Below are 14,563 nucleotides of genomic sequence, written 5' to 3' on the forward strand. Positions count from 1 at the left end.
GCTTTATCTGGCCTCCAGCGTCCCCATCGCCATGTCTGACAGAAATGCCAAGTTAGCCGAGAGGCGGGAGAGCTGCTGGTAGTAGCGCTTAGTCTGATCGCCATAAGGGGAGGCGGCAAAGCGAGCGCCGGTCACACCCAGCCAGAAGCTGCGCACCAGGTTGCTGATGGCAAAGCCGACGTGGCTGAATACCGCCTTGTCGAAATCCTTCAGCGCCTGCTCCTTGTCGGGATGGCTGGCAGCCAGCATCTCCGGCAGTACATACGGGTGGCAGCGGATAGCGCCCTGACCGTAGATGATCATGCTGCGAGTCAGGATATTCGCCCCTTCCACCGTGACGGCGATGGGGGCACCCTGATAGGCGCGGGCCAGATAGTTGTTGGGGCCCATGCAGATGGCCTTGCCGCCGTGGATGTCCATGGCATCGAGGATGCACTTCTGGGCGCGATCGGTGAGGTGATATTTAACGATGGCGGAGATGACCGACGGCTTCTCGCCTAAGTCGATACCAGTCACGGTCAGGTTGGCGGCGGCGCCCATGATGTAGGCATTGCCACCGAGCCGAGCCAGCGGCTCTTCAATTCCTTCCATCTTGCCGATCGGCAGTTTGAATTGGCGACGGATGCGGCTGTAGGCGCCGCTGGCCAGCGCCAGCACCTTGACACCGCCGGTGCTGTTGGAGGGCAGAGTGATGCCGCGACCGACCGACAGACACTCGACCAGCATCCGCCAGCCCTGCCCCGCCATGGCTGGGCCGCCGATGATAAAATCGAGCGGGACGAACACCTCTTTGCCTTGGGTCGGGCCGTTTTGGAACGGCACGTTGAGCGGGAAATGGCGACGGCCAATACCGACCCCCTTGATGTGAGTGGGGATCAGGGCGCAGGTGATGCCAAGCTCCTCCTGATCCCCCAGCAGGTGCTCGGGGTCGCGCAGTTTGAAGGCGAGACCCAGCACGGTAGCAATCGGTGCCAAGGTGATGTAGCGCTTGTTCCAAGTTAGGCGCATACCGAGCACCTCTTGGCCTTCCCACTCGCCTTTGCAGACAATGCCGAAGTCGGGGATGGAGCCGGCGTCTGAGCCCGCCTCTGGGCTGGTCAGGGCGAAGCAGGGGATCTCTTTACCGACCGCCAGACGGGGCAGGTAGTAATCCTTCTGCTCGTCGGTGCCGTAATGCTGCAGCAGTTCGCCTGGACCCAGCGAGTTGGGCACGCCGACGGTGGAGGCGAGCACGGCGCTGGCGCCGGTCAGTTTTTGCAGCACGCAGGATTGGGCGTAGGCCGAGAACGCCAGCCCGCCATATTTTTTCTTAATGATCATGGCGAAGAACTTGTGATCTTTAAGGTATTGCCACACCTCGGGGGAGAGGTCTGCTCGCTCGTGGGTCACCTCCCAATCGCTCACCATACGACACACCTCCTCGACCGGACCATCCAGAAAGGCCTGCTCTTCGGCAGAGAGGGTACTGACTGGGATGGCGTGCAGCTTTTTCCAGTCTGGGTTGCCGGCAAACAGGTCGGCTTCCCACCAAGTGGTGCCGGCTTCAATGGCCTCTTTTTCGGTGCGCGACATCTGCGGCATCATTGCGCGGTAGATCTTGAACAGCGGTTTGGTCAGCCGGTTGCGGCGAAACTCCACCAGATTGAGCGGGATGGCGATCAGCGCAAACAGTGCCCAGACCAGCAAGGGCACATGGCCATAGATGGCACCGACGAGCAGCGCGGCGCCGGTGATGAGGGTGGCGGTCAAGAGGGATGCCCGGCGATAGGCCAGGGCGCCGATAACCAGGATCACCCCGAGCAGAGTGAGGGTCGTCGTCATTGCGTGCTCCTTGCATGAAAAATGGCCAACATGGCGTGATGGTTAAAGAGGTCTGACCTGTTTGGTCTGGCTTTGTTGTAATTCATACGAGTCAACTTATCAAGTTGTTCACAAAATTATTACTTTGAGGTTGCCTGTGAGGGCCGTGACCAGTCTGACTGGATAGCTGGCTGGGGGCGACGCCGTGATTGGCTTGTGCGAGAATAGCCGCGAGTTACACGCACACTAAACATGTGGAAGAGACATTATGTACCAAGAATTAATCCGCAATGAACTGACTGAAGCAGCCAGCGTGCTGCAGGCTTTTTTGGCCGACGAGCAGAATCTGAAAAACATTGAAGCCGCGGCCAAACTACTGGCTGACTCCTTCAAGGAAGAGGGCAAGGTGCTCTCTTGTGGTAACGGCGGCTCCCACTGTGACGCCATGCACTTTGCCGAAGAGCTGACCGGTCGTTACCGCGAGAACCGTCCCGGTTATGCCGGTATCGCTATCTCTGACCCGAGCCATCTATCGTGCGTTTCCAACGACTTTGGTTATGACTACGTCTTCTCCCGGTATGTGGAAGCGGTCGGCCGTCGTGGCGATGTGCTGCTCGGTATCTCCACCAGCGGCAACTCCGGCAATATCCTCAAAGCGATCGAAGCGGCTCGCGCCAAAGGCATGAAAGTCATAGCCCTGACTGGCAAGGATGGCGGCAAAATGGCGGGTCTGGCGGATGTTGAGATCCGGGTGCCGCACTTTGGTTATGCCGACCGCATTCAGGAAGTGCATATCAAGGTGATCCACATCCTGATCCAGCTGGTCGAAAAAGAGATGGCGAAGTAAGCGATAACTTGTCGCTAGCAGGGCCGCCCACCTGCCAATCATTCAGATGGCGGCCTTGGCAATCTGATCTGGCTGGCGGTGACGTGTGCCAGCCCTTATCTAGCTTAAGGAAGGGAGCATCCGACGATGTGCGAGCTGCTCGGCATGAGTGCCAATGTGCCGACCGATATCTGTTTTAGTTTTACCGGCTTGATGCTGAGAGGAGGGAAGACCGGCCCTCACAAAGATGGTTGGGGTATCACGTTCTATGAAGGGAAAGGCTTTCGCACCTTCAAGGACCCAGAACCCAGCGCTCAATCCCCTATCGCTCAGTTGGTGCAAGCGTTGCCGATCAAAAGCTGTGCGGTTATCAGCCATATTCGGCAGGCCAACCGTGGCTGCGTGTCGCTAGAGAACACCCACCCCTTCACGCGAGAGCTGTGGGGGCGCTATTGGACCTTTGCCCATAATGGCCAGCTGACCGGTTATAAAAAGTTGCCGACAGGGCGGCATCGTCCGGTGGGTGACACCGACAGCGAGCACGCTTTTTGTTGGCTGCTCGATCGGCTGGAGCAAAAATACCCTAAGCGGCCAGCTAACTTTCCCGCCATGTTTCGCTATCTCGCGACGCTGTGTGATGAGCTGAGGACATATGGCGTGTTTAACATGCTGCTCTCAGATGGCGAGTATGTGATGACGTACTGCACCAATAACCTGCACTGGTTGACCCGCCGAGCGCCCTTTGGGGAAGCAAGCTTGCTAGATGAAGAGGTGGTCATCGATTTCCAGCGGGAGACGACCCCCAACGATGTGGTCACCTTGGTGACCACCAAACCGCTGACGGGTAATGAACACTGGGTAAAAATGGCGCCAGGTGAGTTTAATTTGTTTCGCATGGGGGAGCGGGTGGCGACCAGCCAAGCCGGGTGAATGAGATAAAAAAATACCAGGGTAGATACCTACCCTGGTTCTTCGCAGCAGCCATAACTGGCAAAAGGGATGAAAGATGGTGCTAATAACCAGTACGTTATTAGCTATTTCATTGTTATTTTTTTGTTAATCATTGGCAACCACTATTTGGTTATAAGTCTATCAACTTTGCACTATTAAGTGAGTTTGCTGTCTGTTTAATAGCCAGCTTAGGTTGTTGAAAGAATAAATAGGATGTTTTTTGCACAGTTTAAATCATTCGAACCATTTGCATTCATCTGCACTCATCGCGCGTCAAATCGCGCGTCAATAAACTCGGGTGCAATCTCCCCTTAACATGTTGCGCCCGCTTTGCACGGCATGTTGCCAGCATTTAGCACCATCACGCCCCTTTATATGGTTGCCCACTGATGCCAGCAGCCAATTAAAGAGGCGTCCATCACTATTATCTAAATGAGCGAATCATTGCTCCTCAATAATAATCTCATGGGCAATGGTGGCGGTTTTGCCCAACATAATAGAGACGCAGCAATATTTCTCTGCGGAGAGATTAACTGCTCGCTCAACATGGGTTCTGGACAGGTTGTGACCACTAAAACGATAAATTATTTTGATGGCGGTGAACACTTTCGGATCTTCTTGCTCACGGACACTCTCGATATTAATGCGCAGCCCAGTCACATGCTGCCGTGATTTTTCTAAAATATTTAAAACGTCGATCCCCGTGCAGCTGCCGACCCCCATTAGTAACAGTTCCATTGGCGATGAACCACGGTTATTACCGCCCTTATCAACGGGGGCATCAATGACCACGCCATGGCCGCTGTCGGCAGTGGCTAAAAAGGTCAATTGTTCTACCCAAGTTATCTCTGCATTCATGTTGTTTATCTCCAAGTAAATATAAAACGGTTACTGATATAGTTAGTGAGGATAGTGTAATAGCGCATCCGGCCCGAGTGGCAGACCAAGCGTAAACCACAGAATTAATAACAGTGTCCAGCCGACTAAAAAAGCGACGGAATAAGGTAGCATCATTGCAACAACAGAGCCTACGCCTAACTGGGGATTATATTTTTGGCAAAAAGCGACGATCAGCGGAAATAATGGCATTGTGGGCGCGATAATATTGGTGACCGAATCACCAATGCGATAAGCCACTTGGGTTAACTCCGGTGATAATCCCAGCAGCATAAACATCGGCACAAAGATTGGTGCCATAATGGCCCATTTGGCAGAGTCGACCGCAATTAATAAATTCAGGAGTGCCGTTAGAATAATCAACCCCAATACTAGCCAGATACCAGTAAGGCCAGTTGCCTGTAAAGCATTAGCCCCTTTTATCGCAAAAATAATCCCTAAATTGGAGTAATTAAAATAAGCGATAAATTGCGCGGCAAAGAAAATTAATACTAAAAAGCCAGCCAATTGGGTGATCGCTTGCGTCATTGCGGTTGCGACATCATGGGCACTGTTAAATTGTTTAGCGACATAGCCAAATATGGTGCCCCACACGGCAAAACCGAGGCCAATTAGCACAATCAGGTTTTTCATCAAGGGAGAGTCGGCGAGCCCTCCGGTGGCGGGATTACGCAGTAATGAGCTTTCCGGTAAATATGCGAATACAATCAGCGCAAGATAGCTGAGCAATGCCAAACTTGATATTTTAAGGGCAACTACCTCTTGCTTGGCTAATTCGGCTCGGGTGTCATCGCTCTCGTGATAGGGGCCCAGGCGAGGTTCAATGATTTTATCGGTGACCCAGGTACCAATCAGCGTGATTAAAAAAGTCGAGACGATCATGAAATACCAGTTTGAGGTCGCCAATACACTGTACTGATGATCAATTAATCTGGCTGCTGCGGTTGAAATACCGGCAAACGTTGCATCGGTGGCACCAATTAAAATATTGGCACTCCAGCCACCAGATACACCAGCAAATGCTGCGGCTAATCCCGCGATGGGGTGACGGCCAAATTGTAAAAAAATCAATCCCGCCAATGGCACCAAGACGATATAGCCAACTGCTGATGCGATATTTGAAAAAATGCCCAAAAATACGATCATGCTGGTGATCATGGCTTTGGGAGTAATATTGACCAAATAAGAGAGTAAGGTGCGGAGTAACCCAGATCCTTCGGCGATACCCACCCCAAGCATCATAAAAAAGACGGTACCTAGCGGGAAAAATCCAGTGAAATTGCTTAATACCGAGCTGAGCATAAATAACAGCCCATCTTTATCAAGCAGACTATTAGCGGTGATGATGGTGTGTGATATGACCCCATGATCTATTTTTTCAAGCGCCACGCTTACATCTAACGCCTGTAATAGTGATGATAGGCCCACGGTAATTATCATTAACCCGAGAAATATCATAAATGGATGTGGTAATTTATTACCTAACCGTTCTATCTTATCGAGCGTGCGATTTAATATTGATGTTTTTGTGTTTATAGTGCTGGTCATACAATATCGTTAACGTCAGAGTAAAATGGTCATCAGGGTACAGCGTTTAACAACGTTGTTAAATGCCGTTTTGGTCTAAGTTTATAAGCATAGGTAACGTTTGTTCATGGTTATTTATATGAGTGCCATCTCCCCTTTAATGGAGTAAGACTCATATTATTCCTTTTTTTCGCTTATGTTACGCGCACTGAAATAACATGTTGGTTGTTATTATTTGGCTGTTTTTTAAACTATCTTGGCGCCTTATAAAATAAACTGTTGGGCCTTGATACAGGCCACGGTAGCTACTAAATAGTTACTAAATAGTTGCTAGATAGTGGCTAAAAGCAGAATTATTCGGGGGTTCACGGCCCATAGCCATGAGCCCTAGTAGCTCACTCTCAGCAGCCACTCTCATTGGCCCATTATCACCGAGCTCGACAATGGCCATATTGCCGCAGGGACGCCGGTGGCTGAATGTCAGCCAGTTCTATGGCTGAGGGGGTAGTGTGGATCTTATTTGGACTATTTACGTGCCATATTGATCTTGCGTAGCGCTCGATATTTTCAGGTACTTCCTCTATTCCATCTGCGCCGATGACGCCTACGGGTAGCCGATATAATTGGCGATTATCCTAACGTGGTTATCCAAAACAGGTTTTATTTCTTTATGTAGGATATTGATGTTTAGGTTTTCAGCAGGCTGCCCAAGCGATGGCATAGCTGACGCACTGTTTGGTTATCCAACGATGCAAAACCGAGTAACCATCCCTCGTGTGTCGCTGGCCCCAAGTAAAACTGGCTAAGGGGTCGCAGCCCTATACCTTGGCCATTAGCAATCGACGTCCAACGAACCTCACCCCCTGTGGGCACCCCAACCGCACACTGCAAGCCGGCTCCGCTATGGATAGGGGTGAGCTGTGGACAGTGGTGTCCGAGCTCTGTTAACAGTAAGTCTCGGCGGCTGTGATAAATTTGCCGGCTTTGGCGCAGGTGGGTAGCGAAATGGCCAGAGCGGATAAAATCGGCGGTAACCGCCTGCTGTAATTGGTTACTGTGGCCATCAAACGCTGCGCGTGCTCGACAAAAGCCCGCCATTAACGGCGTGGGCAGCACCAAATAAGCCAGTCGCAGCGAGCCGAATAACACCTTACTGAAGGTACCCACATAGATAACCCGTCCTTGACTATCTAGTCCCTGCAGGGCGGGTAATGGGCGGGCGTCGTACTGATATTCCCCGTCATAGTCATCTTCCAAGATCCAGGCACCGTGCTGCTGCGCCTCGTGTAGCAGGGCGATACGGCGGCTCAGGCTCATTGCTACACCGAGCGGATATTGATGTGCAGGGGTGGTGTAGATAAGACGCGGCCGTGGATGGTTGCCAAGTGGATTGAGTCCTTGGTCATCCACCGGTACTGGATGAACAATAGCGCCTGCGCTCTCCATAGCCGTGCGGGCGCCAGGATAGCCCGGCTCTTCTACCCAGACGGTATCACCTGCGTCGATCAGTAACTGGGTTGCCAGCAAAATACCTTGTTGCGAGCTGGTAAGAATAAGGATCTGATCTGGATCGCATACCACACCGCGTGATTGTACCAAGTAACTGCTGATGGCAGCCCGCAGCTCAGGCAGTCCTTGTGGATCCCCGTAGTTCATCCAGCGTTCCCCTTGTTGCCGCCACTGCTGCTGCATCAGGCGGCCCCACAGTGAGTGAGGAAAGAGACGCGGATCGGGTTGGCTGGAAGCAAAGGACAATCCTACTTGGGGAATATCGTGGCAGGCGCCACTTGCTGCAACGGCGAGCCCACGACGGGAGAGGCCTGCGATGGATTGAGCTGGGCGGGGAGAGGGGGTTGTCACGGCCAAGGCAACGAAACTGCCCGCTCCAGCCTTGCGGGTCAGATAGCCTTCTGCCTCAAGGCGTCCGTAAGCCAGCTCCACCGTACTGCGAGACACAGCCAAGTCTGCTGCCAGCGTTCGGCTCGCCGGTAAGCGACTGTGCATGGGCAGATGGCCAGCTAAAATGGCGCTGCGCAGGGTTCGCACTAGTTGTTCGTGCAGCGGTAAGCTGGTGGGTTGCTGATTGGCAAACAGGGTTAGCAGCGTCGACATCGTATGTTTTCAAACAAAAATTGGTCTGCTTATATTGGCAAAATTGGCTCGTGTGGCAAGGCCATTATGTCGCTACATTGGGGCAAGATTGGAGTCAAACCTCGTTTATCTACAAACCCGCAACCCTAGATTGCGCAGCGAAGGAGTCGATATGTCGCAACACAGTGCCACCATCAATTGGCAGCGCGGGGCCGATGAGCCCTTTGTCGATCAAGGTTACAGCCGAGCCCATTGGTGGACGTTTGACGGGGGGAGCAAAATTCCCGCCTCCTCGTCGCCACACGTCGTGCCCTTGCCCTATTCGGTGGCTGAACATGTCGATCCAGAGGAGGCCTTCGTAGCTGCCCTCTCGAGTTGTCATATGCTGACCTTTCTCTGGTTGGCGGCTAAAGCAGGCTATCGGGTGGAGCGTTATCACGATGAGGCGGTCGGGGTGATGGCGGCTAACGCACAGGGACGCCAATCGATTACCCGCGTTACCTTACGGCCACTCGTGCTGTTTACAGGGGGGCCGCAGCCGTCGCTAGCGGAACTTAAGCAGCTGCACCACCACGCTCATGAGGGCTGCTTTATCGCTAACTCGGTCACCACCCTCGTGACTACCGAGATCCAGATTGCATCACAAGGAGATCTGTTATGAGTCATGTTATCGAGAGTGGATTAGCCAGTGCGGCAGAGGCCCGTGGTTTTTTCGACGCGCAATTGCGATATCGCACCGATCCGGCGGATTTGGCCGCTGACCTGCTGGCGGGAGAGACGCGGATAGTCGTCATTGATACCCGCTCGGCGGCCCACTACGCCGAGGGCCATATTCCGGGGGCGATCTCTTTACCCCATCGCACCATGACGGCCACGACCACGGCGCCGCTCGCGCGCGACAAAGTCTATGTCTGCTATTGCGATGGCATCGGTTGTAACGGCTCGACTCAAGGCGCCTATAAACTGGCGGCGCTCGGATTTCAGGTAAAAGAGCTGATCGGCGGGCTGCATTGGTGGCGGCAGGATGGCTTTGCCGTTGCCACCGGCAGCGACGCCGGCGTATTGCTTGCAGAGGGGAATGCCTGTGGCTGCTAACCCATCGCAAAACGCTTTCGGCCAGCCGCTGGGAGCACCGCTGCCTGGCTGGCAGGGGTCGCAGTTTCCCCCTCATCAGCCTCTGCAAGGGTGGGATTGCCTGCTTGAACCGCTTGATCCGGCCCGTCATGGCCCCGACCTGTGGCGTGCTTTTAGTCAAGACAGCGGGGCCATGTGGACTTACCTCACCAGTGGCCCGTTTACGGATGAAGCGGCATTGCAGCAGTGGTTACAGCAGTGCGCTAGCAAGGCCGATCCGCAGTTTTATGCCATCGTCGACCAGCAACAGGGCCAAGCGCTGGGGCTGGCCAGCTACCTGCGTATCGACCCGCAAGCGGGCAGTATCGAGGTCGGCTGGCTGCACTTTTCACCGCGATTACGCCAATCCCGGCTGGCGACCGCCGCCATGGCGCTGCTGATGGCACAGGCCTTTGCCCTTGGCTATCGGCGCTACGAATGGAAGTGCAATGCCTGCAATGAGCCCTCCATGCAGGCGGCGCGCCGTCTTGGCTTTAGTTATGAGGGCACCTTTCGCCAAGCGCGGGTCGATAAGGGCCACAATCGCGATACGGCTTGGTTTTCGGTGATCGATAGTGAATGGCCCGCCTTGCAAGCCAGCTTTGACCGCTGGCTGGCGGTCGATAACTTCGATCACCTTGGCCAGCAGCGACAACGGCTATCGGTGCTCACGGCTAAGGCACTGGCACCGCAGTCAGCTTGAGTGATCCGCTCATCACAGGCTATGGCTGTCGCAATAGCCTGTGAATCATCAAAACAGCAGAAAATAAGTCAGATTGGTATACCGCCATATTTCATCCATTAAATGAAAAATAATTACACAATGATGAAATGTATTCAGACAGAGTTCGCCTTTTTGATATGTTTTGTTGGCTGTTCTATTAGCTTCTTCGAAATATTGACAGGTTGCTGTTATCGATAATGTTACCGACGTTTTTCTGACAGCTGCTGATGTTATTACTCGTGTGGTTGTTATATTGAGCATGATTATTTCACCATGAGTGAGTCACATCCTCTGTCATTATTATTTGCATTGTCTTGCTTACGCGTTAGGCAATCCATGTCAGAAAAATCCTAAATAACCGCCAAGTCGACAAATAATATGGTCTGGTGCACACACTTATGTAATGGTGCTATATAGGTCTATTTACGGGTATCTGGCTAATCGGCTATTTCCCACGCTAATAACAGGCAGTTAATAATATCAATAAGGAAAGCTTAAATGGTATCCCGTAGACGATTTCTGGCAGGGTGTGGCGCGGTGGGGGCTGGCGGGCTGGCTGGTTTGCACTCCGTGCCTGCCCAAGCAAATATAAGTGCGCTTAATACCCTGAAATATCGGTTACAAGTACCGGAGTTGTTCCGGCCGCTCAGCCGTCCTCCTGCTTATACCCCAGTGGTGGTGATTGGCTCTGGCTTTGGTGGTGCCGTGGCAGCCTTGCGTTTCTCGCAAGCGGGCGAGAAAGTGACGGTGCTGGAAAGAGGGTTTAAATGGCCAACAGGGCCACTGCGTACGTCGTTTAGCAATGACGTCCTCCCCGATGGACGTGCCTTTTGGCATCGACACAGCGCCAAAATGCTGGCGGGACATACCGCCTATTTTGATAAATTTGCTGGCGTCATGGATGCCACGGAATATCAAAATATGACCGTATGGCGAGGTGCCGCAGTGGGGGGCGGTTCAGTGATATTCACTGGGGTGATGATCCAGCCCGAGCGGAGATATTTTGATGCCATCTTTGGTGGCGGGGTAAATTACGATGAGATGGATAAAAAATATTATCCACTGGTTCGTAATATGTTACGTCTCAGTGCCATGCCAGACGATATATATAACAGCACACCGTTTGGTCACTCTCGGGTTTGGGATTTACAAGCTAAAGCGGCTGGATATAACCCAACTCGGATTGACTCGATATTTAACTGGGATGTTGTCAGAAAAGAGCTGACGGGTCGTGCGCTACCTTCGGCAATTGTGGGGGCCAGTAATCATGGCAACAGCAATGGCGCTAAATATGACTTGAATCAAAACTATTTACGCCAAGCGGAAGCGACAGGATTAACCCACATTTATCCCGGATGTGAAGTGAGTGATATTTCATGGGATGGTCGCCGCTATCTGTTAAGTGTCGCGCTGCGTTCGCCATTAGGGGATGAGATCGGTCGCTACGAGCTATCGTGTGACCGTTTAGTGTTGGCGGCAGGCTCTATTGGTACCACTGAACTGTTAGTCAAAGCGCAAGCAAAAGGCACCCTGCCTCGTTTGAATGAAGAGATAGGCCAAGGTTGGGGCACCAATGGCGATACCTTGGTTTCACGCAGCTTTTCACCAATCCGCGGGTTAAAACAAGGCTCCCCCAGTGCATCACGGATCCATGATGCCAATGCGGGGCTGCCGGTGACGCTAGAGAATTGGTACGTGCCCGGGGTGCCGGTCAACGTGGGGATCATTGGTTCACTCGGCATGGCATTTGATGAAACCAACCGTGGCCAGTTTGTCTACAACAAGCGCAACGGCAAGGTGGACCTGCAATGGGCGGCTAATGGTAATGCCGATATTGTTGAAGCGGCTCGTTATGTCAACAACCGGATTTGCGATGCCAATGGCGTTGTGCCGGGTGTGCCGCTGATCCAAGATGATGTATCAGGGATGAACTGGACCGCGCATCCTTTGGGTGGGGCCGTGCTTGATAAAGCCTTAGATAACGAAGGCAGAGTGATTGGCTACAACGGCCTCTACGTCATGGATGGCGCCGCTATTCCCGGCACCACCGGTGCGGTGAACCCCTCACTGACTATCACCGCCCTTGCCGAACGTAATATGGAGCGGATCATCGCCGCAGGCCGATAATCAGCTTACTGGTTGCAACATAGCGCTTGGTACTTAAACAAGCGCCCCGTTCGGAAGGAACGACGCCCTGCAATGCAGGGCGTCTTGTTATCGCTGACCAGCGGGTGTTCAGGGGCTTGCCTGCCAACGTTATTGGCGGTGCATCCGCACAAACTTCTCCATCAGCTGATCGTCGGTCTCCACATGAGCAGGATCCCAGATGATGCAGTCGATAGGGCAGACACTGATACAGGTCGGCTTCTCATAGTGACCGACGCACTCGGTGCAGCGACTGGGGTCGATCTCGTAGATCTCCTCACCCAGGCTGATGGCCTGGTTGGGGCACTCGGGATCGCACATGTCACAGTTGATGCACTTGTCGGTGATGAGCAGCGCCATTTCAGGCCGCCGTGTGCGGGTTGCGGGTATCCTGGCTGTCGCCCAGATTGCGCAGCAGGATGCCGAAGTTCACATCCAGATCTTTCGGGACCGGCACATAGACCACGTGACCGTTGCCCGGCGCGGTATCGATAAGCTCCCCTTTGCGGTTCTCCATCTGCTCCAGATTGAAACGGACGTTGCCCTGCGGGGTCATCAGCTCCAGATTGTTGCCCACTAGGAACTTGTTCTTCACCTCGACCTCGACCATGTCACCTTTGCGACCGGTGATCTCGCCGACAAACTGCTGAGTGTCGGAGACCGAGTAGCCGTAGTCGTAGTTCTGGTATTCGCTGTGGTTGTGACGGCGCAGGAAGCCCTCGGTATAGCCGCGGTGGGCCAGATTTTCGAGGGTGCCCATCAGGCTGCGGTCGAACGGACGACCCGCCACTGCATCGTCGATGGCCTTGCGGTAAACCTGAGCGGTACGGGCGCAGTAGTAGAAGGATTTGGTGCGCCCTTCGATTTTCAGGGAGTGAACACCCATCTTGGTCAGTCGCTCGACGTGCTCGACGGCGCGCAAGTCCTTGGAGTTCATGATGTAGGTGCCGTGCTCGTCCTCGAACGCGCTCATGTACTCGCCAGGGCGGTTGGACTCTTCCAGCAGCACCAGCGCATCGGTCGGTTTGCCAAGGCCTAGGGTGTTGTCCGGACGCACTTTGATCGGCTCCTGACGGTGAACGATCTGACCCACGTCATCTTCCTTGCCCTCGTGCACCTTGTACTCCCAGCGACAGGAGTTGGTGCAGGTGCCCTGATTGGGATCACGCTTATTGATATAGCCGGAGAGCAGGCAGCGGCCGGAGTAGGCCATGCACAGCGCGCCGTGAACGAACACTTCCAGCTCCATCTCCGGCACCTGCATGCGGATCTCTTCGATCTCGTCCAGCGACAGCTCGCGGGACAGAATGGCGCGAGTCAGGCCCATCTGATTCCAGAACTTCACCGTGGCCCAGTTGACCGCGTTGGCTTGCACCGAGAGGTGAACCGGCATATCCGGGAAGGCTTCGCGCATCATCATGATGAGACCGGGGTCGGACATGATCAGCGCATCGGGCTTCATCTCCACCACCGGGCGCATGTCGCGGATAAAGGTCTTGAGCTTGGAGTTGTGGGGCTGGATGTTGGCCACCACATAGAACTGCTTGCCAAGCTGATGGGCTTCGTTGATGCCCAGCTGCAGGTTGTCGTGATCAAATTCGTTGTTGCGCACCCGCAGGCTGTAGCGGGGCTGGCCGGCATAGACGGCATCGGCGCCATAGGCATAGGCGTAACGCATGTTCTTGAGGGAACCTGCGGGGGAGAGCAATTCTGGTTTAAACATGGCGGACTCTTTATATCTGATTGCAAATCAGGACGACGCCACCTGATGGCGCCGGATATAGGGTGAGGGGGCTAGGCGCCCTGGGTTGTCTCGCTTGCATGCTTGATCTCACCACGAGCGAACTGCACCGCCTCACCGCCTTTCCACCCTGCTGCGACGCAGTCAATACAGCGGATCGGCAGGGTGCGAGATTGTACTCGCCCCCATCTCATCATGCAATTTAGCCGCCATCTGACCGCCGTGATGGCCTCGTTATGGGCATCGCGGTTTTTGCACGCAATTTACGCGCGGTTTGCCTGATGATGTCTGCTGTCCCCGTCAAGCCGCCCCTCTGGCAGAGGGGCGCTATGGGATAGGATTGGGTAGGGGCCCTCTCAGCCGCCGTATCGGCGGCTGAGAGGGCCGTGGCAGGGATTAGAATGAGGTCCGGCGGTAGCGGCGATACTCAGGGCGCCAGAAGTTCGCTTCAATGGCCTGATCGATTACTTCATCTGGGATCTGTGCCGCTTTACCTTGCAGCATGGCGGTCTTGGCCACCATCTTGGCGATATAGCGGGAAACCTGATGAATATCCGCCAGATCCGGCAGCAGGGAACCCTCTTCCCCTTTCACCAGTGGTGAGCACTCCGCCAGTGCGCGACTAGCCGACATCAACATGGCATCGGTCACCCGGGTGGCGCCACAGGCGATAACGCCAAGGCCAATCCCCGGGAAAATGAAGGAGTTATTGCACTGGGCGATGACGTAACGCTTGCCCTTGTACTCC

Annotated in this window: 12 protein-coding genes and 1 pseudogene; 6 read left to right on the top strand and 7 right to left on the bottom strand. The window is 54.0% G+C overall.

Features of this window, described 5'->3' with window-relative positions; all coding sequences use genetic code 11:
* Positions 1 to 15 precede the first annotated feature (15 nt).
* Positions 16 to 1,821, bottom strand: a pseudogene (locus tag CUC53_RS14270) (acyl-CoA dehydrogenase); the annotation flags it as partial.
* Positions 1,822 to 2,068: 247 nt separating this feature from the next.
* On the opposite strand from CUC53_RS14270, the gene lpcA reads away from it, so the two are divergent.
* Complete coding sequence (gene lpcA, locus CUC53_RS14275) at positions 2,069 to 2,647, top strand: D-sedoheptulose 7-phosphate isomerase (protein WP_005334485.1); 579 nt, start codon at positions 2,069 to 2,071, stop codon at positions 2,645 to 2,647.
* A gap of 126 nt (positions 2,648 to 2,773) precedes the next feature.
* Complete coding sequence (locus tag CUC53_RS14280) at positions 2,774 to 3,556, top strand: class II glutamine amidotransferase (RefSeq protein ID WP_100294777.1); 783 nt, start codon at positions 2,774 to 2,776, stop codon at positions 3,554 to 3,556.
* 462 nt (positions 3,557 to 4,018) lie between these two features.
* Here CUC53_RS14280 and CUC53_RS14285 read toward each other — a convergent pair whose 3' ends face one another.
* The 3 genes from CUC53_RS14285 to pdxR form a co-directional block, all read right to left on the bottom strand.
* Entirely contained in the window at positions 4,019 to 4,435 is a 417-nt protein-coding gene (locus CUC53_RS14285) for an OsmC family protein (protein ID WP_100294778.1), read from the bottom strand.
* 42 nt (positions 4,436 to 4,477) lie between these two features.
* Complete coding sequence (locus CUC53_RS14290) at positions 4,478 to 6,022, bottom strand: AbgT family transporter (protein ID WP_100294779.1); 1,545 nt, start codon at positions 6,020 to 6,022, stop codon at positions 4,478 to 4,480.
* 666 nt (positions 6,023 to 6,688) lie between these two features.
* Positions 6,689 to 8,113 (bottom strand): MocR-like pyridoxine biosynthesis transcription factor PdxR, encoded by a 1,425-nt coding sequence (pdxR, locus tag CUC53_RS14295; RefSeq protein ID WP_100294780.1) that lies wholly within the window; start codon positions 8,111 to 8,113, stop codon positions 6,689 to 6,691.
* Between the two features lie 151 nt (positions 8,114 to 8,264).
* Here pdxR and CUC53_RS14300 point away from each other — a divergent pair, with 151 nt between their 5' ends.
* The 4 genes from CUC53_RS14300 to CUC53_RS14315 all read left to right on the top strand — a co-directional run bounded on the left by CUC53_RS14300 (position 8,265) and on the right by CUC53_RS14315 (position 12,056).
* Positions 8,265 to 8,753: an OsmC family protein gene (locus CUC53_RS14300; RefSeq protein WP_100294781.1), complete on the top strand. Its 489-nt coding sequence runs from the start codon at positions 8,265 to 8,267 to the stop codon at positions 8,751 to 8,753.
* Entirely contained in the window at positions 8,750 to 9,187 is a 438-nt protein-coding gene (locus CUC53_RS14305) for a rhodanese-like domain-containing protein (RefSeq protein WP_100294782.1), read from the top strand. The genes CUC53_RS14300 and CUC53_RS14305 overlap by 4 nt, the downstream gene beginning before the upstream one ends.
* Positions 9,177 to 9,908: a GNAT family N-acetyltransferase gene (locus CUC53_RS14310; RefSeq protein WP_201796771.1), complete on the top strand. Its 732-nt coding sequence runs from the start codon at positions 9,177 to 9,179 to the stop codon at positions 9,906 to 9,908. The genes CUC53_RS14305 and CUC53_RS14310 overlap by 11 nt, the downstream gene beginning before the upstream one ends.
* Before the next feature lie 519 nt (positions 9,909 to 10,427).
* A complete protein-coding gene (locus tag CUC53_RS14315) occupies positions 10,428 to 12,056 on the top strand; it encodes a GMC oxidoreductase (protein ID WP_100294784.1) in 1,629 nt (542 codons plus the stop codon).
* A gap of 129 nt (positions 12,057 to 12,185) precedes the next feature.
* Here the strand turns inward: CUC53_RS14315 and CUC53_RS14320 are convergent, their stop codons facing one another.
* The 3 genes from CUC53_RS14320 to CUC53_RS14330 form a co-directional block, all read right to left on the bottom strand.
* Positions 12,186 to 12,434, bottom strand: a complete 249-nt coding sequence (locus CUC53_RS14320; protein ID WP_100294785.1) for a YfhL family 4Fe-4S dicluster ferredoxin — start codon at positions 12,432 to 12,434, stop codon at positions 12,186 to 12,188.
* Between the two features lies 1 nt (position 12,435).
* Positions 12,436 to 13,797: a prephenate-dependent tRNA uridine(34) hydroxylase TrhP gene (gene trhP / locus CUC53_RS14325; RefSeq protein WP_100294786.1), complete on the bottom strand. Its 1,362-nt coding sequence runs from the start codon at positions 13,795 to 13,797 to the stop codon at positions 12,436 to 12,438.
* A 414-nt stretch (positions 13,798 to 14,211) separates the two neighbouring features.
* Positions 14,212 to 14,563: malic enzyme-like NAD(P)-binding protein (locus CUC53_RS14330; RefSeq protein ID WP_275539757.1), on the bottom strand; the 352-nt coding region annotated here is incomplete at its 5' end.

It is taken from the genome of Aeromonas cavernicola, assembly GCF_002795305.1.
GTDB lineage: Bacteria > Pseudomonadota > Gammaproteobacteria > Enterobacterales > Aeromonadaceae > Aeromonas > Aeromonas cavernicola.

Coding starts and splice junctions, on each gene's coding strand:
- trhP (WP_100294786.1), bottom strand. CDS start 13,797: ATGTTTAAACCAGAATTGCTCTCCCCCGCAGGTTCCCTCAAGAACATG.
- pdxR (WP_100294780.1), bottom strand. CDS start 8,113: ATGTCGACGCTGCTAACCCTGTTTGCCAATCAGCAACCCACCAGCTTA.
- CUC53_RS14285 (WP_100294778.1), bottom strand. CDS start 4,435: ATGAATGCAGAGATAACTTGGGTAGAACAATTGACCTTTTTAGCCACT.
- CUC53_RS14280 (WP_100294777.1), top strand. CDS start 2,774: ATGTGCGAGCTGCTCGGCATGAGTGCCAATGTGCCGACCGATATCTGT.
- CUC53_RS14305 (WP_100294782.1), top strand. CDS start 8,750: ATGAGTCATGTTATCGAGAGTGGATTAGCCAGTGCGGCAGAGGCCCGT.
- CUC53_RS14300 (WP_100294781.1), top strand. CDS start 8,265: ATGTCGCAACACAGTGCCACCATCAATTGGCAGCGCGGGGCCGATGAG.
- lpcA (WP_005334485.1), top strand. CDS start 2,069: ATGTACCAAGAATTAATCCGCAATGAACTGACTGAAGCAGCCAGCGTG.
- CUC53_RS14320 (WP_100294785.1), bottom strand. CDS start 12,434: ATGGCGCTGCTCATCACCGACAAGTGCATCAACTGTGACATGTGCGAT.
- CUC53_RS14315 (WP_100294784.1), top strand. CDS start 10,428: ATGGTATCCCGTAGACGATTTCTGGCAGGGTGTGGCGCGGTGGGGGCT.
- CUC53_RS14290 (WP_100294779.1), bottom strand. CDS start 6,022: ATGACCAGCACTATAAACACAAAAACATCAATATTAAATCGCACGCTC.